This is a genomic window from Streptomyces sp. ID05-26A, assembly GCF_033794685.1.
Lineage (GTDB): Bacteria > Actinomycetota > Actinomycetes > Mycobacteriales > Pseudonocardiaceae > Lentzea.
The window spans coordinates 1,954,307-1,975,088 of sequence record NZ_JARAYZ010000002.1; the positions used below are offsets into that span (position 1 = coordinate 1,954,307).

General features: G+C 69.4%; 18 protein-coding genes. 7 read left to right on the top strand and 11 right to left on the bottom strand.

What is annotated here, in order from left to right; translation table 11 throughout:
• Window positions 1–60: 60 nt before the first annotated feature.
• From PV646_RS24540 to PV646_RS24555, 4 genes are all read right to left on the bottom strand, one after another.
• A complete protein-coding gene (locus tag PV646_RS24540; protein WP_500344527.1) occupies window positions 61–1,614 on the bottom strand; it encodes an MDR family MFS transporter in 1,554 nt (517 codons plus the stop codon).
• Entirely contained in the window at window positions 1,611–2,234 is a 624-nt protein-coding gene (locus tag PV646_RS24545; RefSeq protein ID WP_500344528.1) for a TetR/AcrR family transcriptional regulator, read from the bottom strand. The genes PV646_RS24540 and PV646_RS24545 overlap by 4 nt, the downstream gene beginning before the upstream one ends.
• A 73-nt stretch (window positions 2,235–2,307) precedes the next feature.
• The gene (locus PV646_RS24550; protein WP_500344529.1) at window positions 2,308–3,024 is read right to left on the bottom strand and encodes a DUF427 domain-containing protein; all 717 of its coding nucleotides are present in this window, start codon (window positions 3,022–3,024) and stop codon (window positions 2,308–2,310) included.
• A gap of 36 nt (window positions 3,025–3,060) precedes the next feature.
• Complete coding sequence (locus PV646_RS24555) at window positions 3,061–4,044, bottom strand: ribose-phosphate diphosphokinase (RefSeq protein WP_500344530.1); 984 nt, start codon at window positions 4,042–4,044, stop codon at window positions 3,061–3,063.
• Window positions 4,045–4,541: 497 nt separating this feature from the next.
• Between PV646_RS24555 and PV646_RS24560 the strand changes: the two genes are divergently transcribed.
• Window positions 4,542–6,056, top strand: a complete 1,515-nt coding sequence (locus PV646_RS24560; protein ID WP_500344531.1) for an alpha/beta hydrolase — start codon at window positions 4,542–4,544, stop codon at window positions 6,054–6,056.
• A 201-nt stretch (window positions 6,057–6,257) separates the two neighbouring features.
• Here the strand turns inward: PV646_RS24560 and PV646_RS24565 are convergent, their stop codons facing one another.
• The 4 genes from PV646_RS24565 to PV646_RS24580 all read right to left on the bottom strand — a co-directional run bounded on the left by PV646_RS24565 (window position 6,258) and on the right by PV646_RS24580 (window position 13,355).
• Window positions 6,258–9,041, bottom strand: coding sequence for an AAA domain-containing protein (locus PV646_RS24565; RefSeq protein ID WP_500344532.1), 2,784 nt, complete (start codon window positions 9,039–9,041; stop codon window positions 6,258–6,260).
• A gap of 46 nt (window positions 9,042–9,087) precedes the next feature.
• A complete protein-coding gene (locus tag PV646_RS24570; protein ID WP_500344533.1) occupies window positions 9,088–10,905 on the bottom strand; it encodes a S8 family peptidase in 1,818 nt (605 codons plus the stop codon).
• A gap of 162 nt (window positions 10,906–11,067) precedes the next feature.
• Window positions 11,068–12,006: a sigma-70 family RNA polymerase sigma factor gene (locus tag PV646_RS24575; RefSeq protein ID WP_500344534.1), complete on the bottom strand. Its 939-nt coding sequence runs from the start codon at window positions 12,004–12,006 to the stop codon at window positions 11,068–11,070.
• 65 nt (window positions 12,007–12,071) lie between these two features.
• On the bottom strand, window positions 12,072–13,355 hold the full coding sequence (locus tag PV646_RS24580; protein WP_500344535.1) for a hemolysin family protein: 1,284 nt from the start codon (window positions 13,353–13,355) through the stop codon (window positions 12,072–12,074).
• Between the two features lie 90 nt (window positions 13,356–13,445).
• Here PV646_RS24580 and PV646_RS24585 point away from each other — a divergent pair, with 90 nt between their 5' ends.
• The 4 genes from PV646_RS24585 (at window position 13,446) to PV646_RS24600 (ending at window position 16,338) form a co-directional block, all read left to right on the top strand.
• Window positions 13,446–13,841, top strand: coding sequence for an ATP-binding protein (locus tag PV646_RS24585; RefSeq protein ID WP_500344536.1), 396 nt, complete (start codon window positions 13,446–13,448; stop codon window positions 13,839–13,841).
• A 79-nt stretch (window positions 13,842–13,920) separates the two neighbouring features.
• The gene (locus tag PV646_RS24590; RefSeq protein WP_500344537.1) at window positions 13,921–14,664 is read left to right on the top strand and encodes a hypothetical protein; all 744 of its coding nucleotides are present in this window, start codon (window positions 13,921–13,923) and stop codon (window positions 14,662–14,664) included.
• A gap of 10 nt (window positions 14,665–14,674) precedes the next feature.
• Window positions 14,675–15,736 (top strand): sensor histidine kinase, encoded by a 1,062-nt coding sequence (locus PV646_RS24595; RefSeq protein ID WP_500344538.1) that lies wholly within the window; start codon window positions 14,675–14,677, stop codon window positions 15,734–15,736.
• Complete coding sequence (locus PV646_RS24600; RefSeq protein ID WP_500344539.1) at window positions 15,733–16,338, top strand: response regulator transcription factor; 606 nt, start codon at window positions 15,733–15,735, stop codon at window positions 16,336–16,338. The genes PV646_RS24595 and PV646_RS24600 overlap by 4 nt, the downstream gene beginning before the upstream one ends.
• Here PV646_RS24600 and PV646_RS24605 read toward each other — a convergent pair.
• Together PV646_RS24605 and PV646_RS24610 are read right to left on the bottom strand one after the other, a co-directional pair.
• Window positions 16,335–17,417 carry an oxygenase MpaB family protein gene (locus tag PV646_RS24605; protein WP_500344540.1) on the bottom strand — a complete coding sequence of 361 codons (1,083 nt, stop codon included), beginning with the start codon at window positions 17,415–17,417 and terminating at the stop codon, window positions 16,335–16,337. The two genes, PV646_RS24600 and PV646_RS24605, sit on opposite strands and share 4 nt — an antisense overlap.
• 208 nt (window positions 17,418–17,625) lie before the next feature.
• Window positions 17,626–18,267, bottom strand: a complete 642-nt coding sequence (locus PV646_RS24610; protein ID WP_500344541.1) for a GntR family transcriptional regulator — start codon at window positions 18,265–18,267, stop codon at window positions 17,626–17,628.
• 49 nt (window positions 18,268–18,316) lie between these two features.
• On the opposite strand from PV646_RS24610, the gene PV646_RS24615 reads away from it, so the two are divergent.
• Window positions 18,317–18,733, top strand: coding sequence for a VOC family protein (locus PV646_RS24615; RefSeq protein WP_500344542.1), 417 nt, complete (start codon window positions 18,317–18,319; stop codon window positions 18,731–18,733).
• A 172-nt stretch (window positions 18,734–18,905) separates the two neighbouring features.
• Window positions 18,906–20,147 carry a cytochrome P450 gene (locus tag PV646_RS24620; protein WP_500344543.1) on the top strand — a complete coding sequence of 414 codons (1,242 nt, stop codon included), beginning with the start codon at window positions 18,906–18,908 and terminating at the stop codon, window positions 20,145–20,147.
• On the opposite strand, the gene PV646_RS24625 is transcribed toward PV646_RS24620, so the two are convergent.
• Entirely contained in the window at window positions 20,137–20,727 is a 591-nt protein-coding gene (locus PV646_RS24625; protein WP_500344544.1) for a TetR/AcrR family transcriptional regulator, read from the bottom strand. The two genes, PV646_RS24620 and PV646_RS24625, sit on opposite strands and share 11 nt — an antisense overlap.
• Window positions 20,728–20,782: the final 55 nt, after the last annotated feature.

The window sequence follows — 20,782 nt, forward strand, 5'->3', positions numbered from 1 at the left end:
CCTGAAGGACAGAGCGGACCCCCGACGAAAGTCAGGGGTCCGCTCGGCGAGGTAACCGGATCAGTGACCCGCGGCCATCTCCGCCGCCAGCCGGTCGTCACCGCTCGTCTCCTTGAGCGGCTTCTCCTTGATGAACAGCACCGCGAGCAACGCGAGCACCGCGAACGGCGCGCCCACCAGGAAGATCTCCGCGGTCGCCGTCGCGTAGATGTCGGCGATCACGGCCTTCAGCTCCGGCGGCAGCACCGAGAGGTCCGGCACCTGGTGACCGGCCGCGTCGCCGCCGCCCATCGCGCCGAACTTCTCGGACGCGAGCGACGAGACCTTGTTGGCCAGCACCGCGCCCAGCGCCGAGACGCCGATCGCGCCGCCCAGCGAGCGGAAGAACGTCAGGGTGGACGTGGTGGCGCCGAGGTCCTTCGCCGGCACGTCGTTCTGCGCCGCCAGCACCAGGTTCTGCATCATCAGGCCCACGCCGACGCCGAGCACGAACATGTGCACGGACACCATGAACACCGTCGTCGTGGCGGTGATCGTGGACAGCAGCAGCATGCCGCCGACCATGAACACACCACCGGCGACGAGGAACGCCTTCCACTTGCCGAACTTCGTGATCAGCTGACCGGCCACGGTGGACGAGACCAGCAGGCCGAAGATCAGCGGCAGGCCCAGCAGACCGGCCTGGGTCGGCGTCTTGCCGAGCGAGAGCTGGAAGTACTGCGACAGGAACACCGTGCCGCCGAACATCGCGATGCCGACCAGGGCACTGGCGATGGTCGCCAGCGACACGGTGCGGTTGCGGAAGATCGACAGCGGCACGATCGGGTCGTGCGCCTTCGCCTCGACGCGGACGGCGGCCACGAGCAGCAGCACGCCCAGCGACACGAGACCCGCGGTCCAGCCCGACGCCCACTCGAACTTCTGGCCGGCGAGCGACGACCAGATCAGCAGCGTCGAGACACCGGACACGATCAGGAACGCGCCCAGGTAGTCGATCTTCGTCTTCTCGTTGCGCACCACCGGGAGGTGCAGGGTGCGCTGGAGCATGTAGATCGCGGCGAGGGTGAACGGGATGCCGATGAAGAAGCACCAGCGCCAGCCGAGCCACGACGTGTCGACCAGGAGACCGCCGATCAGCGGGCCCGCGACCGTGCCGACGCCGAAGACCGCGCCGAACATGCCGGAGTACTTGCCGAGCTCACGCGGCGGGATCATCGCGGCCATCACGATCGTCGCGAGCGCCGTGACGCCACCGGCGCCGAGGCCCTGCACGACGCGGCTGACGATGAGCATCTCGACGTTCTGCGAGAAGCCCGCGATCAGCGAGCCGACGACGAACAGGCTCAGCGACGCCTGGATCAGCAGCTTGCGGCTGTAGAGGTCGGCGAGCTTGCCCCACAACGGCACGGTCGCGGTCATCGCGAGCAGCTCGGCCGTCACGATCCACGCGAAGATCGACTGCGAACCCTTCAGGTCGGCGACGATCCGCGGCAGCGCGTTCGACACGATGGTGCTGGCCAGGATGGACACGAACATGCCCATCATCAGGCCCCACAGCGCCTGGACTACGTCCCGTTTGCTGTGGACTGGTGTCACTTCTGCCTCGGTGCTCATGATCCCCCTTCGTGACGACTCGGTACGTGAGCCAGGCCGGTGCCGAACAGCCCGAGCGCCTCGCTGACGAGCTCACCCAGCGCGACGCTGTCGTCGAGTGCCCATCGCGTTACCGCGCAACGGAACGCGGCACTTCCGGCGGCGACGAGCAGACGTGGGTACAGGTGGGACTCGGGCAGCTGTGCCCGCTGTCCCACCGCGCTCGAGAGCAACTGCTCGGACTCGGCGCTGTTGGCGAACGCCCGGACGAGCAGGTCCGGCCGCTGCATCAGGACTTCCTTGCGCAGCAACCACAGGTCGCGGGCGTTGTTCAGCTCGTCGGTGATCTCCGCGAGCACCGACTGCCGGTACGCCTCGAAGGGCGTGACGGCGTCGGGGAAGGCGAGGATCCGCTCGGCCATGCGCGGGCCCGCCTCGGGGTCCGCGCCGATGAGCGCCTCGTCCTTGCTCGCGAAGTAGTTGAAGAACGTGCGCACCGACACGTCGGCCTCGGCGGCGATCTCGTCCACGGTGACGTGGTCGTAGCCCCGTTCGGCGGCCAGACGCACGGTCGCCCGTTCGAGCGCGGCCCGCGTCTGGCGCTTCTTGCGGTCGCGCAGGCTCTCCCCCGGCTGGTTCACGAGGCAAGGGTACAGGATCGTTTTGCAGTCACTGCAAGTTTGCAGTGTGTGAACTACGACTCGCTCGCAGTAGCTACGACCAGGGCGTCTCCGGTTTCTCCTGAAGCTCGCCGTCGACGTAGAGATCGACTTTCTCGCTGTAGAAGCAGGCCATGCCGGCGACCTTCTGGCTCTCCGGCAGCGGCGACCGGTAGATCCACACGAGGTCGTCGTGGACCCGGCCGTTCACCTCGACCGACCAGTACGTGGCAGTGCCCTTGTACGGGCACTGCGACTGCGTCGGCGACGGCCTGAGGAGATCGAACCGGACGTCGCTCAACGGCAGGTAGTAGCGCGGCGGAAGGCTCGTCTCGAACAGGATCCGCGGCTGCGCCGACGCTGCCAGCGTCACGCCGTCCAACGCGACCCGCACGTGTCGTGAGCTGCTCAGCACGTCGACCCGCTTGTACGGGTCGCGCGGGTGGACGTAGATCGGTTCGTCCTCCTCCAGCCACTCGTCCATGGCCGCGAAGTCGAACCGGACGAGGTCCCGCAACGCCTCCGAGTCCGGAAAGGTGAGCGCGGCACCCTCAGCCGTGCCACCGGGGGTGACGACGTCGTGCACGACACCGCCATCCCTGGTCTCCCCCGTCGGCTTCAGCTCGGCGCGCACGGAGGACAGGGGCAGGTAGTAGGCCGGGTAGTACGGGATCTCCCACACCAGGCGCGGCGCGGTCGTGTCCGCGACCAGTTCGCCACCGAAGTACGCACGGACCCGCTTCGCGGAGGTCTCCACTCGCATGTCGCCCATGTCTCATGGCAACACAGAACGGGCCGGAGGGCTTCCCTACGCGTTGCCGTCGAAGAGGCTCGTCACCGAACCGTCCTCGAAGACCTCCTGGATCGCGCGCGCCAGCAGCGGCGCGATGCTCAGCACCGTCATGCCGGGGAACCGCTTCTCCTGCGGGATCGGCAGCGTGTCGGTGAGGATCACCTCGCGCGCCTTGCTCGCGATGAGCCGGTCGTAGGCGTCGCCGGACAGCACGCCGTGCGTCGCGACCAGCACCACGTCCTTCGCGCCCTGCTCCAGCAGCTGCCGCGCCGCCGTCGTGCTCGTGAGCGCCGTGTCGATCATGTCGTCGACCACGACGCAGGTGCGGCCCTCGACGTCGCCGACCACGCGGTTGGCCAAGATCTCGTTGGGGCGCAACGGGTCGCGCGTCTTGTGGATGAACGCGATCGGGCAGCCGCCGAGCAGGTCGGCCCACTTCTCGGCGAGCCTGGTGCGACCGGCGTCCGGGGAGACGATCGTGAGGTCCTCGCCCCGGTAGCGGCTGCCGACGTGGTCGCAGAGCAGCCACATCGCGTGCAGGTGGTCGACCGGGCCGTCGAAGAAGCCCTGGGCCTGCGCGGTGTGCAGGTCGACCGTGACGATCCGGTCGGCGCCGGCGGTCTTGAACATGTCCGCGACCAGGCGGGCGGACACCGGCTCGCGGCCGGCGTACTTGCGGTCCTGGCGGGCGTACGGGTACGACGGCACGACGGCCGTGATGCGCTTGGCCGAGGCCCGCTTCAGCGAGTCGACCATCAGCAACTGTTCCATCAACCAGTCGTTGACGGGTGCGGTGTGGCTCTGCATGACGAACGCGTCCGCGCCGCGCACCGACTCCTCGAAGCGGACGAAGATCTCGCCGTTCGCGAAGTCGTAGGCGGCCTGCGGGGTGATGCCGACACCCAGGTCCTTCGCCACGGCCTCCGCCAGTTCGGGGTGGGCCCTGCCGGAGAGGAGGATGAGCTGCCGCTTGGCGATGCCCGGCTTGCCGCTGACCATCGTCCACGCTCCACGCTCGCCCGACCTTGAACCCGATCGTTCAGCATCGTCGCGAGATCACGCAAACCCCGCGTCCGGCCGCTGAGATTCCACGTTGCTGGGCAATTCGGGTTAACTCCATCGGGGGCACCCACAGGGGGTCCTGTACCAGGACCGAGGTCCCACGCTGGGTATAGATCGGGGGAACCCGATTCACCTCTTGGGGTATGACTGTGGTGATTCCTTGATCAGCGTCCTTGAGGCGTCAACCACCATCCCTACGCTCCTCTCATGCCTGACAACCAGGACACATCCGCGGCATCACCACAAACCCCGCCGACGAGCCCGATCGTGATGAGCACGCCCATTCACGACCAGATCGCTGACCACCTAGGAGTGCGCCAGAAGCATCGGCGACCGGACTGACGCGGCCGCCCGGTCACGACTTTCGGCGGTCGACGGCGCCCGTTCCGAGCAGGTAGGAATGGCCCCTCTGCGGACAAGAGGGGAGCTTGTCGATGCGTCTCACAGTGCTGGCCGCCGCGGCCGCGCTCATGATCACCGGCACACCCGCCGTGCAGGCCACGGGCAGTGCCGCCGTCCCCCGGATCGGCTGGGCCGCCTGCGGGCCCGAACACCCCGGCTTCGAGTGCGCCTCCGTGAAGGTGCCGCTCGACTACGACGACCCGCGCGGCGCCACGACCACCGTCGCGCTGGCACGCAAGCCCGCGACGGACTCCGCGCGCCGCATCGGGTCGCTGTTCCTCAACCCCGGCGGGCCGGGCGGGTCCGGCGTGGACTTCGCGCTCGGTGCCGGCAACACCCTGTCGGCGAACCTGCAGGGCCGGTTCGACATCGTCGGGTTCGACCCGCGCGGGATCGGCAGGTCCGACCCGTTGCACTGCTTCAAGTCCGAGGCGGACCTCGAGAAGTTCTTCGAGGGCGTCCCCGGCTTCCCGTACCAGACGGCACAGGAGCGGCCGTTCTTCGAGCGCTACCGGTCCCTGGGCCTCGAGTGCCGCGACGACCAGCGGATCACCCGGCACATGAGCACCGCCGACGTCGCCCGGGACATGGACCTGCTGCGCCGTGCGGTGGGCGACCGCAAGATCAGCTACCTGGGCTTCTCGTACGGCTCGTTCCTGGGCGCCACCTACGCGAACCTGTTCCCGAACAACATCCGCGCACTCGTCGTCGACGGTGTGCTGAACCCCGAACTGTGGTCGAGCGGCCGGCAGATCGACTCGGACCGGATCGCGACCAAGGAGGAGTTCCGCGAGTTCCTGCGCACCTGCGACGAGGCCGCGTGCGTCTTCGGCCCGCAGTCGGAGAAGCGCTGGGACGCGTTGCTGAAGTCGGTGCGCGCCAAGCCGATCCAGCTCGGCGACCAGGTCTTCACCTACGACGCCGTGATCAACACCGCGCTCGGCGCGATGTACTCGCCGAGCGACTGGCCCGACGCCGCCGCACTGTTCGACCAGCTGTCCGACGCTGCCGTCGGCACGCCTTCGGGAACGCTTTCGGGAACGCTTTCCGTTGCGGCGGAACCGGATTACGCCAACGGTTTCGACGCTTACAACGGCAACGTGTGCGCGGACATCGAGTTCCCGCGCGACCTCCGCTCGTACCAGTCGACTTCCCGTTACGCCGCAGCGGGTTCGGAGTTCGGACCGGCGTGGTGGTGGGGCAACGCGGCGTGTGCGAACTGGCCGGTGAACCCCGACCGCTTCACCGGCCCGTGGCGCACCCGCACGAACGCGCCGGTCCTGGTGGTGGGCAACTACTTCGACGGCGTCACGGACTTCCGCGGTGCGCAGGCCGTGAACCGTCAGCTCACCGGTAGCCGTCTGCTGGCGTACGCGGGGTGGGGACACACGGCGTACGGGGTGAGCAAGTGCGCTACCGACCACACGAACGCGTACCTGCTCAACGGCACGTTGCCGGCCGTTGGGACGGTGTGCCCGGCGAACCCGAACCCGTTCTTGCCGTCGGTGGCGTCGGCTGAGCCGTTGTTCAAGCCTGCTCGCCGGTAGGTGCTGGGCTTGGGCTGAGGCGAGACGTCTCGTCTCAGCCCAGGCAAGCCCGGAATCAGGTCAGCCGAGACGAGACGTCTCGTCTCAGTCCAGGCGCTGACGTGTGGCGGGTGGCTTGCCGGATTCAAAGTCAGGCCAGACGAGACGTCTCGTCTCAGCTCAAGCGCTGGCGTGCAGGCGAGCGGCTCACCGAGTTCAAAGTCAGAACTGCCGAGACGAGACGTCTCGTCTCGGCAGCTCCTGAGCCAACTCCACCGCCGCACGAGCCGGGTCATCCCCGAACCGGCTGCCGAACGCGTCATGCACCCGCCACCCGGCATGCGTGAGCGCACGCCAGCGAGCGAGGTGCGCCTGCACCCCACCAGGGTGCGGACGCGTCTCGACCGCGACGGCGTCCTCCTTCTCCCCCACCACCAGGTCGACGCGCCACTGCCCCACCGGATACCCGGTCCGCACGGTCAGCCCGGCGGTCCGCAGTTCCTGCGCAAGACGCGAGGTCCAGGCGTCCTCGGGGTCCACACCAGCGGTCTCCTCCGGCGCGACGTCGGCGTGTCGCAGGTACTCGCCGACCAGGCCGGGCGGTTCGGGGGCCGACGTGATGACGTGCACCTTGCGGCGCGCGCGGGTGGTCAGCACGGCGAGGAGGTTGCGGTCGTTCACGAAGCGCCACGCGCCCGGCTTCGTGTCTGCGGCGAGGCTGATCACCACCTCGTCGAATTCGCTGCCCTGCACGCCGTGCACGGTGCCTACGCGCACGCCGCCGGTGGTGATCTCGTCCAGTGTGAGTTCTGAGAGCAGCGCTTCTTCCAGAGCGTCGGCTTGCGCGCGGAACGGTGTCACGACGCCGATGGACCGCACGCCTGCGGCGACTCGTTTGCGGACGTGGGCCAGCACGGCGTCCACCTCGACCTGGTTGACGCCCTTCGAGGTGCGGTCGCCTTCTACGCGTTCGGTGTCGATGCAGTCGACGTCGGCGATCGACGGGTGGGTGGTCAGCAGTGCGATCTTGCCGTCGTAGAACCTGGTCGCCGCGAACCCGATCAGGTGCGGGGCGCAGCGGTGGTGCTCGTCGAGCCAGTGCACGCCCGCGGTGGCCGCGCCCGCGTCGAACAGGCTCATCTTCGGCACGTCCAGCCGGTCGCGGAGGTCCTGCGTGCCCTCGGCGTCGACCGCCGCCTGCACCGCCTGGTCGCTGACGAACGACACGTGCCGCAGCTGGCGCGGGTCGCCGCCGATCACCGCGGCGCGGCCGCGCAGCAACGCGGGTGCGGCCAGCGGCTGGTCGACGTGGCTGGCCTCGTCGATGATCACCAGGTCGAACATGCCGGGCACGGGCGGGAGGATGTCCTCCACGTCGGACAGCGTGCCGACCCACAACGGCAGTGCCGCCACCAGGTCCGCGCTGTCGATCTCGGCCAGCCCGCGCCGCCGGGCGGCACGTCCGGAGCGCAACGCCTTCGCCAGCGCGGCCACCGCCCGGCGCGCACCCGCTCCCCTGCGGCTGACCGAGTACTCCTTGAGCCAGGTGGCCGTGGCGGTGCGACTGGCGACGTCCTGCTCGGCCAGCAACGGCCGCAGCTCACCGAACGCCGTACCGCCGCTCGCGCCGATCCGGACGGAGGCCGCGGTCTGCTCGGCGGCCTCGATCGCGGCGCGGAGGTCCTCGACCGGGACGTCGGCCGCACCGGCGAGCCCACGCGCCTTCCGCAACGCCCAACCGGTCCGCAGTCCACTGAGGAATCCCGTGCGCGGCTGCAAGAGCCCGTGCAGAGCAACGAAATCAACGCCCGCTTCGAACGCTGCGGGTGCCACGGCCCGATGCGCCGGCATCAGCGCCTGGTGCTTACGGGCTTCCGCGGCCAGCTGTTCATCGGTGAGCGAGCCACCGGCCGTGCGTTCGACACGGGCGACAGCGGCGGCGGCTGCACGCCGGACGCGATCGAGTTCGCCGAGCTGGTCGGGATTGCTCGTGGCGGTGAGTCCATCGCTCAGTTCGCGCGCCATCTCCTGCCGCAGTTCGGAGTCGCCGAACAGCACCGGTACCGGCCCGCCTGCCTTGCGCAGCGCGCCACCGAGCACGTCGGCCGCGTTGCGCGTGCGGCTCGCGAGAAGCACGGACTTCCCCGCGGCCACGGCATCGAGCGCCAACGCCGCGAGAGTGTGCGTCTTGCCCGCGCCGGGAGGCCCGCCCACGACCGTGATCCGCGCACGGCGGGCGTGTTCGACCGCGCGCATCTGGCTGTGGCTCAACGGCAACGCCGAACTGATCGGCTCGTCGTGGTGGTCCGGTTCGGACGCGGCCCCGTAGAGCGCCGCGAACGCCGTCCCGTCCAGGCCCTTCTTGCCCGACCAGTCGAACAGCGCCGTGCCCTGCTCGGTGCTCACGACGGGCTCACCCGCGTGCAGCCCGGCTCCCATCGCGACGACGAGTTCGGTGCCGGAGATCAGGCTCTTCGGGTCGTCGTGCACGATCGGCACGTTCTCGAACCCGGCCAGCCGCAACGTCTGCGTGATCCACTGCTCGGTCGGCGCGAGCGCGGCCTCCCGCTCAGCGGTCTTGGCCCAGTCGTCGATCAGCGGGAAGACCCCGGCGTCACCGGCGACGTGATAGGCGTACCCGAGACCCAGTCCGTGGTGCAGCCGCACCGGCCGGGACACCAGCGGCAGGCAGACCCGGCGGCGTTGCCCGCCGATCTGTGCGGGCCCGGCGAGGAACGCCCAGCCCAGCCGCAGCAACCGGTCCTCCTGGTGCAGCGCGTCGTACGCGGCCAGGTGTTCGACCTCGGCGCGGGCCTGCTTGGGCGCGGTCCACGACACCGGCGTCCAGTGCGGGCCCTCCTGCACCAGCGTGATCGCCCGCCACGACGGCTCGTGGTCGCCCAGCCACAGCAGGCCCGCCGACTTGGTCAAATCGAGCTGGAGCTTCTGCGGTTGCTCGGCAGCGCTCAACCGGGCGAGGGTGCGCAGGACCGCAGAGACGTTCACGGCGTACATCGTGCCATCGGCACGATGTACGCCGTTCCGAACAGTGTTAGAGCGTCAGCGTCCAGGTGTCGAGGGTGCCGGTGTCGACCGTGGCCGCGTCACGGACCCGGAGAGTCCAGGTGCCGTTGCGCGTCTCGGAAGACAGGTTGACCGTGTAGGTCTGGTCGATGTTGTCGGCGCTGCCACCCGAACGGTTGTGCAGGTTGTAGACCGAACCGTCCGGCGCGACCAGGTCGACCAGGAGGTCACCCTTGTAGGTGTGCTTGATGTGCACCTCGACCTTGCTGCTCGCCGAGGCGTTGCCGGTGCAGCCGCTGAACGAGACCGTCGACGTCACGGTCGTGTTGTCCGGGATCGCGACGTCCGTGCCGTTGGTCTGCGGGGCACAGGTGGCCGAGCCGACCGTCCAGGTGAACGACGTGCTGCCCGAACCGCCAGCGGTCGCGGTGGCCGTGACGGTCACGTTGTACGTGCCGGCCACGGTCGCCGTGCCCGTGACGACACCGGACGAGGAGCCGATCGAGAGTCCGGTCGGCAGGCCGGTCGCCGACCACGTGTACGGCGAGGTGCCGCCGGACGCCGAGAGCGTCAGGTTCGCCGTGCCGTTCAGGACCGTGGACTGGTTGCCCGGGTTGGTGACCGAGACACCGGGAACGCCGCCGGTGTTGGTGCGCAGCAACAGGTTCGCGGAGTTCGCGCCGGGGTTCGTGACCTTGTTCGGGGTGGCCTGGGCGAGGACCGCCGCGTGCACCTCGGCCGGGGTCTTCGACGGGTTGTCCGCGAGGTACAGCGCCGCCGCGCCCGCGACGTGCGGGGACGCCATCGACGTGCCGCTCATCGTGGCCGTGCCGGTGTTGTTGCTGTACGAGGCGGAGACGATGTCCTGGCCGGGAGCGAACAGGTCGCTGCACGTGCCGTAGGACGAGAACGACGCGCGGGCGTCGGTGCGGGCCGTCGCCATGACGTTGATCGTCTCGGTGACGCGCTGCGGCGAGTACTTGCAGCTGTCGTCGTTGAAGTTGCCCGCGGCCACGACGTACGTGACGCCACCGCGGATCGACGCGCGCACGGCGTCGTCGAGCACGCGGCTCGGCTCGTTCGCCGTGCCGGTGTAGAGGCTCATGTTCGCGACAGCGGGCAGGACGGCGTTCGCGGTGACCCAGTCGACGCCCGCCGCCTCGGTCGCGACGGAGCCGCCACCGGCGCAGTTGAGCACGCGGACGGCCTTGAGCTTGACGTTCTTCGCCACGCCGTAGGTCGCGCCGCCGACGGTGCCGGAGACGTGCGTGCCGTGGCCCTGGCAGTCCTTGCCGTTGCGGCCGTCGGTGAACGCGTCGAAGCCGAACGACGCACGCCCGCCGAAGTCGGCGTGGTCGTAGTTGATGCCGGTGTCGATCACGTACGCCGTGACGTTCGCCGCGCCCGTGCTGTAGCTGTACTTGCTGTCCAGCGGCAGGTCCGCCTGGTCGACGCGGTCGAGACCCCACGACGGCGGGTTGAGCTGGTCGGTCAGGACCTGCACGGTCCGGTCCTGCTCCACGTAGGCCACGGCCGGGTCCGCGGCGAGGCGCTTGGCCTGCTGCTTCGACAGCGTGGCCGAGAAGCCCTTGAACGCGGCCTTGTAGGTGAAGCCGATCTTGGCCCCGTAGCGGGACGCGAGGCCGTCGGCACGGCCGCTGACCTCGGTGCGCGCCATGCCGTTGTCCCTCAGGACCACGATGTAGCTGTCCTGGACGGCGTTGGGCGCGCTTTCGGCGACGATCGGTCCCTCAGGCTGTGCGGCCACGGCCTGTGGGAGCGCGAGCACGGTTCCGGCGACGGCGACTGCCGCCACCCCGAGCGTGCGCAGGGTGCGTTGTCTCATCACTGCTCCTCATTCGCAGGGAACCGCGTGTGAACGCGGGGCCGGCCCTCGACGGCCCAACAGATGCGCTCACACGCGGTTGCGAACAGCGTTAGTCCGTTATCGGACGTGATGAGTCTTTAGTTGCGACAAGCAGTAGAACAAGCGACTTTCGTACGGTTGTCAGCCGGCGAGCGCGAAAAGATCGTCCCGGTCGCCCGACTGCTTGAGCTGGGCGAGCGACTGCTTCTCGAGCTGACGGATGCGCTCGCGGGTCAGGCCGAGCTCCTCCGCGACCTCCTGCAGGGTGCGGGAACGCCCGTCCTCCAGTCCGTAACGCAGGCGCATGATGCGGCCCTGCCGTGCGGGCAGGACGTCCAGAAGGGAGCGAACGCCCTCGGTGAACTCCTGCTGCTCCAGCAGATCCGGGGCGGACACGCCGTCGGTGTCCTGGATCAGGTCGCCCAGCACCGAGTCGCCCTCGTCTCCGACCGGCGTCTCCAGCGACACGCACGTGCGCGCCGCGTCCCTCAGGTCCTGGACGCGCTGCGGCGCGCACTTGGCCTCGGCGGCGATCTCCTCGACCGTGGCGTCGCGGCCGAGCGCCGCGGACAGCTTCTGCCCGATCTTCTTGAGCTTGTTGACCTCTTCGACCACGTGCACCGGCAGGCGCACGGTGCGGGTCTGCTCGGCCAGTCCGCGTTCGATCGCCTGGCGGATCCACCACATGGCGTAGGTGGAGAACTTGTAGCCCTTGGCGTAGTCGAACTTCTCGACCGCGCGGATCAGGCCGAGGTTGCCTTCCTGGACCACGTCGCCGAACGGCAGGCCGCGGAAGGAGTGCTTCTTCGCGACCGACACGACCAGGCGCAGGTTCGCGCGGATCATGTGGTCCTTGGCGCGCTCGCCCTGCGCGACGATGCGGCGCAGGTGCCGCGGGTCGCGCTTCGTGTCTCCGGTCTGGAGCAAGTGGGCGGCGTAGACCCCGGCCTCGATGCGCCGGGACAGGTCGACCTCCTCGGACGCGGTGAGCAGCGGTGTGCGACCGACGTCGCGCAGGTACTGGCCGACCGAGTCCGCGTCCTGCGCCCCGGTCGCGCGGTTCTTCAGATTTGCAGGCACGACAAATCCCCCCGTTTCCGTTGGCAGGTGTGTCGGCCGATGTGGCCGCACTCGTGTGTAACGGTTCAGAGGTCCACTTCATTCCGCGGTTTCCGCTGTGACTTCAGCCTCACCTTGGTGATCGCGTGGTGCTCGACGGCGCAAACCTCGATCTTCCAGCCGGAGACCTCCACCACGTCACCGGGGACCTCCGGGATGCGGCCCAGAAGCAGCAGCACCAGTCCTGCGACCGTGGAGTACGGGCCCTGCGGCGCGTCCCTCAGCTCGACGCCGACGTCCACCAGGTCGTGGATCGGGAACGTGCCGGGCAGCACGATCGACCCGTCGGGTTCGGCCTTGACCGCTACCACGTCGGAGTCGGTCTCGTCGTAGATCTCACCGACGATCTCCTCCAGCAGGTCTTCCAGAGTCACGATCCCTTCGACCGCGCCGTGCTCGTCCACCACCAGTGCCAGCTGCTCGTGCTCGGCCTTCATGCGCCGCAACGCGTCCGTGACCCGTACCGAGTCCGGCAGCACCATCGGGGCGCGTGCCACGTCCGCGAGGACCGCGGTGTCGTCGAGCAGGTCGCGCAGGTGCACGACACCGATCACGTCGTCCAGGTGTCCGTCCTTGGTCACCGGGGCCCGCGAATGTCCGGACCTCGCCAGGATTTCCCGCGCGGTGGGGATGTCCAAACCTGATTCGAGGATCGTGACCTGCCTGCGCGGCACCAGGACCTCGCGCAGCCGCCGTTCGTGGATCTCCAGCGCGCCGGTCATGATCGTGCGTTGCTCCTGGTTCAGGTGCTGTTGCACCTCAACGAGATCACGCAGTTCCTCGGCCGACATCTGCTCGTCGTCGGCGTTCGGGTCGCCGCCCAGGACGCGCACCACGACGTCGGTCGACTTGCTCAGCAACCACACGGCCGGCCGGGACACGGTCGAGAGGATGTCGAGCGCGCGGGCGACGATCTTCGCCCAGCGGACCGCGTACCGCATCGCGAGGCGCTTGGGCGCCAGTTCGCCGAACACGAGTGTGACGAACGTCAGCACCACGGTGACGAGCGCGATCGCGACGCCGTTCGCGGCGCCGCCCAGGAAGCTCAGCAGCGGCACGACCGGTGCCGCCAGCGAGACCGCGGCGGTCGCGGAGGCGAGGAATCCCGACAGCGTGATGCCGATCTGGATGGTCGCGAAATACCTGTTCGGATCACGTGCGAGCCGAACGAGACGATGATGTCCCTCCCGTTCCAGAGAGCGAAGCTGACCTTCGCGCAGCGACACGAACGCCATCTCACTGCCAGCGAAAGCCGCGTTGAGCAGAACCAGTACCGCGACCAGCGCGATGTCGAAGCCATAACCGTCCACGCGTTTGGGGTAGCACGCACGGTGGTATTTCGCACCCTGACGGCCGTCTTGAGCAGCCAGGAGGGCTTGAACCGAACGAGGTGGGATGAGATGGACACCCCCGAGGTGATGAGCGCCTCAGCGAGGACCGTGCACACCCTGCCCGAGGGCCCGCCCGATCTCGCGGCCATGCGCGGGTGGGTCGGGACTCTGTTGAGGGACCTGTCCGAGGACGTCAGGCTCGACGTCCTCCTCGTGTGCACGGAGCTCGCCAGCAACGCGTACGAGCACGCCGAAGGCCCCCGGGCCGTGCGGGTGCAACGACACACCGACTTCGTCCGGGTGGAGGTCGACGACCACACACCGGCCGAGCTTCCACGGCTGGGACAGTCGAGGATCAACAACTCGCGAGGCCGTGGGCTGATGTTGATCGCCCAGATCTCGCGGTGCTGGGGCACACGCGAGTTCACCGGCGGGAAGACCATCTGGGCCGAGGTGAACGCATAGACCGTCTGGGCGTTTCGCACAGACAAGTCATGACACCGCACGGATGGGTTCTGCGACCGGGTTCTCCGATTCTCGAAGCATGACGACAACGGATTCCCCGGCGGTTCGGCCGCTGGTCCGCCACGGCGCGGAGATGTTCGTGGCGATGCTGGCCGGGATGGCCCTGATCGCGCCCTGGTGGACGCCGGAGCGGGTCGAGGTGGCCGCCCTGTGGATGACTGTCTCGATGTCCGTGCCGATGGCGCTGTGGATGCGCTATCGCGGCCACGGCCGAATCGTCGAGATGTGTGCGGCGATGGCCGTCCCGTACGCCGTGCTGCTGGTGCCGTACTGGCTCGGGTGGCTCGACGGCGACGCGGTCTCGGCGGGCGGGCACCTGCTGATGGTTCCCGCGATGATCGTCGTCCTGGTGCGGCACCGGCATGATCGGCACGGGACTCCCAGCGCGAACCCGGTGGTCCGGGCGCTGGGTGATCGCTGGCCCGCGGTGATCGCGCTCGCGGTCACGTTCGACTTCTGGCAGGCGCCGGTCGTGCCTCCCGTGTGGACCCTGCTGGTGTGCCAGGTGGTCTACCTGTTGTGGGGATGGCGGGCGCCGCGCGTTCAGCTCGTCGTGTTCGGCCTGTACGCGGTGCTGGCCGGCGCGGTGATCCTCGTGTCGCCCCATGCCGGGGTGGGGCTGATCGCGTTCGGGTGGGGCGCGCATGCCGTCTGGGATCTCGTGCACCACGTGCGCAACGCCGTCGTGCCGCGCTGGTGGTCCGAGTTCTGCGGTGTGTTCGACCTGGTCATCGCCGTGACGATCCTGATGGTCTGGTTCTAGGCTGATGGCGATGAACGATCTTCCGCACACCGCTCTGCGCGGCACCCTCCACCTGCTCTGGATGAGCGCGCTGGTGGTGCCGCTGGTGTCGGTGCTGCGCGAGCCGTCCGGGCTGCGCTGGCTCGGGGTGCTGGGCCTGCTGGTGCTGGCCGTGGCGTTCGCGGTGACGTTGCGGGGCGGGCCGCTGTGGGTGCTCGTGGTCGCGGTGCTGGTGACGATGCCGCTGGTGGCGCCGGTCGGGCCGGACGAGCTGTCGACGTGGGCGTGGATCGGCGGGGCGGCGGCCGGGTTCGCGCCGTTGCTGCTGACGGGGCCGTGGCGGTGGCTCGCGGCCATCGGCGCGGTGGTGACCGCAGGACTGGTCGGGTTCTTCGTCACCCGCGACCAGACGACGTACCAGATGATCGCGGCGTCGGTCGGGGCGACGATCATCGCGATGGCCGGGCTGCCGATGTGGTTCGCGGGGCTGCTCGGGCAGGCGCGGGCCGGGCGGGAGGCGCAGGCCGAGCTCGCGGTGAGCGAGGAGCGGCTGCGGTTCGCGCGGGACGTCCACGACCTGCTGGGGCACCGGCTGACGGTGATCGCGCTGAAGTCCGAACTGGCCGGGCGGCTGGCGGCGACCGATCCCGAGAGGTCCGCCGCGGAGGCGTTCGAGGCGCAACGGCTGGCGTCGTCGGCGTTGGAGGAAGTGCGGGACGCCGTGCACGGTTATCGCGCGGTGGACCTGCCCGAGCAGCTTGAGGCCGTGCGGAACGTGTTGCAGGAAGCCGGTATCCGTTGCACCGTCACGGAAGTTCCGGTGCACGGTGAGCGCGCCACGCAGCTCGCGCTGGCGTTGCGGGAGGCGTGCACCAACGTGCTGAGGCACAGCCACGCGACGTGGTGCATGATCGACGTCGCTGTCGCCGGGGAGGAGGTGCGGATGACCGTCACGAACGACGGCACCGAGAAGCCTTCCGGCGAGGGCAACGGGCTTCGCGGCCTGCGTGAGCGGCTCGCGGCCGTGGGCGGTCAGGTGTCCGTGGAGAAGTCCGGTGACGTGTTCACGCTGCAGGTCGTGGTGCCCGCGTGATCAGGGTCCTGCTGGCCGACGACGAGGAGCTGATCCGCGACGCGCTCGCGGCACTCCTCGGGCTGGAGCCGGATCTCGAGGTGGTGGCCCGCGCGAGTGACGGCCGGGCCGCCGTGGAGGCCGCGCGGGCGCACCGCCCGGACGTGGCCGTGGTGGACCTGCAGATGCCCGAACTGGACGGCCTGGAGGTCACCGCCGAGCTGGCGCGCGTGCTGCCGTCGTGCGCGGTGGTGATCCTGACCGGCCGGGGCCGGCCGCCGCACCTGCAGCAGGCGCTGAAGGCGGGCGCGAAGGGGTTCCTGCCCAAGGGATCACCCGGCGGCACGCTGGCCGACGTGATCCGCCGCGTGCACGCCGGCTCGCGCTGGGTGGACCCCGCCCTGGCCGCCGACGCGCTCGCCGCTCCCCCGTGCCCGCTCACCCAGCGGGAGCTGGAAGTGTTGCGGCTCAGCGAGTTCGGCACCCCGGTGGCCGAGATCGCGGCACGCACGTCGTTGTCCGCCGGGACCGTGCGCAACCACCTGTCCGCCGCAGTCGCGAAGCTGGGCGTGGGGAGCCGGAGCGAGGCGTTCTCGCTGGCGCACGAACACGGCTGGCTCTAACGCCGGAGGCAGGCCGGCACGGTCAGGGTGGTCGGCTGGCCGTCGGTGAGCGTGCGGACGCTCGCGCCGAGCAACACCTCGCCCGCCTTGTCGAGCACAGCGCGGGCGACCCGGCTGCGGTCCTCGCCGCGTTCGAACACCCGCATGACCTTCGCCCCCGTCCGGACCGCCCTGGTCCAGCCCTTCGAGTGCGGGACCTCCAGCCAGTCCGCGACCTCCTCGTCGACGACCTGGCGCACCATCGCCGCCACCACACCGTCGAAAGCCTTGCCGGGCACGAACTTCTCGTACAGCTCGACGAGGTTCCTGGTCAGCTCGACCCCCTCCGCCGACGGCGCGTAGGACGCCCGCACGAGGGTGTTGCTGAGTTCTTCCGCTTCCCGCACCGTCTCCGGCATCACGTCCTCCCGGATGCCGAGCACCGCGCCCGCGACCCGCCAGACGTGGTAGTAGTCCTCGGCCTCCGTGTCCGTGACGGAGACACCGATGCGGCGCATGCCGTCGATCACCTGCACGGAGAAGATGAGCATCGCGCCCAGCAGGTCCTGCTGGCACACCGGAACGCCGTCCTGGCCGTGGTCCCAGTCGGGCGAGTGGCCGACGAAGTAGCGCACCGCCGCGTGGATGAGCCGGGTCTTCTGGATCGTCGGCACGAACGAGCCGCCCGTGCCGAAAGCGTTGGGCTCCATCATGTTCAGCACGAACTGCGACGTCTCCGACAACCGGCGGTGCGGCTGGTTGAGCCGGTGCGTGAGCGAGAGCACTTTGGACGGCCGGGGCTGCGCGTAGCAGTTGACCATCGCGCCGAAGCTGAGCACCGACGCCACGTGCACGCCGTCGTCGACGAAGAAGTCGTGCGCGCGGGCGACTCGTTCCTCGTCCATCCACTCCGGCGGGTCGTCCGTGGCGGCCAGGTAGGCGCGGACCACGGGCGGCAGGTGCGCCGGGACGGTTTCGTCGTTGCCGCGGAACTCCGCGAGCACCTGGTTGACCTCGTTCAGGCTGCCGGTCTCGATGAGGTGCGCGATCACGGCGTCGGCGAGCGGGTCGCCTTCGTACTTCAGTGCGTGCAGGTCCACGGCGGCGAGCGTATGGGGCCGTTCGGGCCAACGGAGGTGGTGATCACCTCTTCGGCCCAGCGAATCCACGCGTTCGTGCGGTGCGAACGCTGGTGTGGGTGAGCATTCCGTGCGGCTGTTCGTTGTGCCGCTGTCGAAGCGTTCGTGGTGCCGCATGTGGAGTGCCGGTTTCCGCCGGCGGTCTCGTCGGGTGTCCGGAGGTTCTCCGTCAGGGACCCGAGGTGAGCAAGTCGAACGCGTGCCTGCGGTGCTCCGCGAACAGCTTCAACGCCCCTTCCGCGTTCCCCAGTCGCAGTGCCGCCACCAGGTCCCGGTGCTCCTCCCGGATCTGCTCCAGGTACCCGTCCGTGCTCACCTGCACCCGCGTGATCAGGAACAGGTGCACCTGCGACCGGATCGCCTCCCAGGCCTGGGTCAGCCGCGAGTGCCCGGCGGCGGCGTACACGGCGTCGTGGAACGCGATGTCGCACCGCACCATCTCGTGCGGCGTGGCGGCTCGGTCCATCTCCGCCGCCGCCTCGGCGATCTGGTCCAGTGACGCGTTCGCCGCCACCACGCGCTGGACGGCCAGGACCTCCAGTGCGCCGCGCAGGCTGTCCAGTTCGGCGACGTCCTGCAGTGACAGCACGGCCACCGTGGCGCCCCGGTGCCATTCGGCGCGCACCAGGCCCTCGTGTTCGAGCACGCGCAACGCGTCCCGGACCGGGCCTCGCGAGACCCGCAACGCCTCGGACAGCTCCACCTCGCGCAGGGCGCTGCCGGGCGGGTAGCCGCCGTCGAAGATGGCCTCGCGGATCATGTCCGCGACCTCGTCGCCCAGACCTCGTCGGCGTGCCGGACCCACTGTCATGTGACCTATGTTAACAAGCGACATCTTGTAGTGATGTTAACATTCTTACATGCCGAACATCCCCCGCTTCCACCTGGCCATGCCCGTCGACGACCTCGCCGCCGCCCGCCGCTTCTACGGCGAGACGCTGGGCCTGGAGCAGGGCCGCAGCTCCGACACCTGGGTCGACTGGAACCTGCACGGCCACCAGTTCGTCACCCACCTCGCGCCGAGGACCGAGCGCGTCAGCAACCCGGTCGACGGTCACGACGTGCCCGTCCCGCACTTCGGCCTGGTCCTGACCGTCGACGAGTTCCAGGTGCTGGCCGAGAGGCTCCGGAGCGCCGGCACGAAGTTCGTCATCGAGCCGTACGTGCGGTTCAAGGGCGAGGCCGGCGAGCAGTGGACGATGTTCCTGCTGGACCCGGCGGGCAACGCGCTCGAGTTCAAGGCCTTCGCGGACGACTCGCAGGTGTTCGCGGTCTAGGTGTGCCGAAGTCCGATCCGAGACAGCCGGGCCCGAGGCGACCCTCATCGAGCCGGACTTCGACACAGAACCCAAAGACCGGTTAAAAATCTTGCACAACGCGCAAGTTTCGGTAGCGTGGGTATGACGCCGAGCCACGACCCGATCACAGCGGGTCAGACAGGGGAGGGCCATGACCACGGCCGAGCGGCAGCGCAGCGCGCAGGAGCTCATCCGCCCGCAGTTGCCCGCTGAACTCAGCGAACGCGGGAAGTGCCCGTTCGACCCGGCCACCGGGCTGACCGAGTTGAGCGGGCGCGGGCGGATCCACCGGATCGAGCACAACGGCGACACCGTCTGGCTCGTCACCGGGCACGACGAGGCGCGTGCGGTGCTCGCCGCGCCGCAGATGAGCTCGGACCGGATCAACAGCCCGCGGGCCAGGGCGCTGATCTCGCCCGAGTTGCACGCGGAGCTGTTCCCGCCGGAGCGCCAGGCCGGGTCGTTCATCTTCATGGACGCGCCCGAGCACACCCGCTTCCGGCGGCTGCTCACCGGGCAGTTCACCGTGCGCCGGATGCGGGACCTGACGCCGCGCATCCACGAGATCGTCACCACCCAGCTCGACGCGATGATCGAGAAGGGGCCGCCGGCCGACCTCGTGCACGACTTCGCGCTGCCGGTGCCGTCGCTCGTGATCTGCGAACTGCTGGGGGTCGACTACGGCGACCGCGACGAGTTCCAGCGCCGCACGTCCAAGCTGCTCAGCCTCAACACGACGATCGACGAGCAGATCAAGAACACCGTCGAGCTGCGCCTGTTCATGCGGGGACTGGTCGAAGCCAAGCGGCGGAGCCCCGGCGACGACCTGCTGTCCGGACTGATCAGCGACACCGACCTCGACGACAACGAGCTCACCGGCATCGCGAACCTGCTGCTCATCGCGGGTCACGAGACGACGGCGAACATGCTCGCGCTCGGCACGTTCGCGTTGCTGGAGCACCCGGACCAGTTCCAGAAGCTCCACGACAACCCCGAGCTGATCGAGAACGCGGTCGAGGAGCTGCTGCGTTACCTGTCGATCATCAGCATGGGCGTCTCACGCCACGCCAAGGAGGACGTCGAGATCGGCGGCGTCACCGTGCGCGCCGGCGAGACCGTGGTGGTGTCGGTGCCCGCGGTCAACCGCGACGACAGGCAGTACGACGACCCGCAGGCGTTGCTGGTCGACCGGCCGCGCGGGCACCACGTGGCGTTCGGGCACGGCATCCACCAGTGCCTCGGCCAGCAGCTGGCGCGCGTGGAGATGGCGGTCGGTTTCACCGAGCTGCTGCGCCGGCTGCCGACGCTGAAGCTCGCCGTGCCGGCCGCCGAGGTGCCGCTGCGGACCGACATGTCGATCTACGGCGTGCACGAGCTGCCCGTCACCTGGTGAAGCCGTCTCCGAGCTGGTCGATCATCCGGCCGACCAGCTCGGTGACGTCGAACCTCTCGGTGGCCTGGGGTGTGTCGAGCCACCACTGCACGACGGCGCGCATCGACGCGAGGATCGTCGACGCCGTCACCGCCGGATAGGGGTCCACCAGGGGGTCCACTCCGCAGCGCACCGCGATCGCCGCCGCCAGCGCCTGCTCGCGGGCGGAGTAGGCGGCGAACACGTGCGGCAGCATCGCCGGGTCCCGCCGGAGCTCGCGCAGGTGCCGGAGCCGGTCGAGGTCGACGTAGCGCGGGTAGATCGACTGCAGGGCCTCGCGCAGGGCGACCAGCACCGGTTCGCCCGCGGGCCGTGCGGCGAACTCCTCCACGAACGCGAGCGCCGTCGCCGTGTCCCCGGCGACGACCGCTTCCTCCTTGGAGGAGAAGTAGTTGAAGAACGTCCGCAGCGACACCCCGGCCGCGCGCGCGATCTGATCCACCGTCACCCGGTCGAGGCCGTGCTCCACGCACAGACTCGAAGCGGCGTCACCCAGTGCTTCCCTGGTCGCCGCCTTCTTGCGTTCACGCAGGCCCGTCACAGCAGGAAGACTAAATGGTACCGGAAATTGGTGTAGACCTTGTGACGGGGTGAGC

Coding starts and splice junctions, on each gene's coding strand:
- PV646_RS24540 (WP_500344527.1), bottom strand. CDS start 1,614: ATGAGCACCGAGGCAGAAGTGACACCAGTCCACAGCAAACGGGACGTA.
- PV646_RS24550 (WP_500344529.1), bottom strand. CDS start 3,024: ATGGGCGACATGCGAGTGGAGACCTCCGCGAAGCGGGTCCGTGCGTAC.
- PV646_RS24555 (WP_500344530.1), bottom strand. CDS start 4,044: ATGGTCAGCGGCAAGCCGGGCATCGCCAAGCGGCAGCTCATCCTCCTC.
- PV646_RS24560 (WP_500344531.1), top strand. CDS start 4,542: ATGCGTCTCACAGTGCTGGCCGCCGCGGCCGCGCTCATGATCACCGGC.
- PV646_RS24570 (WP_500344533.1), bottom strand. CDS start 10,905: ATGAGACAACGCACCCTGCGCACGCTCGGGGTGGCGGCAGTCGCCGTC.
- PV646_RS24585 (WP_500344536.1), top strand. CDS start 13,446: ATGGACACCCCCGAGGTGATGAGCGCCTCAGCGAGGACCGTGCACACC.
- PV646_RS24590 (WP_500344537.1), top strand. CDS start 13,921: ATGACGACAACGGATTCCCCGGCGGTTCGGCCGCTGGTCCGCCACGGC.
- PV646_RS24595 (WP_500344538.1), top strand. CDS start 14,675: ATGAACGATCTTCCGCACACCGCTCTGCGCGGCACCCTCCACCTGCTC.
- PV646_RS24610 (WP_500344541.1), bottom strand. CDS start 18,267: ATGACAGTGGGTCCGGCACGCCGACGAGGTCTGGGCGACGAGGTCGCG.
- PV646_RS24615 (WP_500344542.1), top strand. CDS start 18,317: ATGCCGAACATCCCCCGCTTCCACCTGGCCATGCCCGTCGACGACCTC.
- PV646_RS24620 (WP_500344543.1), top strand. CDS start 18,906: ATGACCACGGCCGAGCGGCAGCGCAGCGCGCAGGAGCTCATCCGCCCG.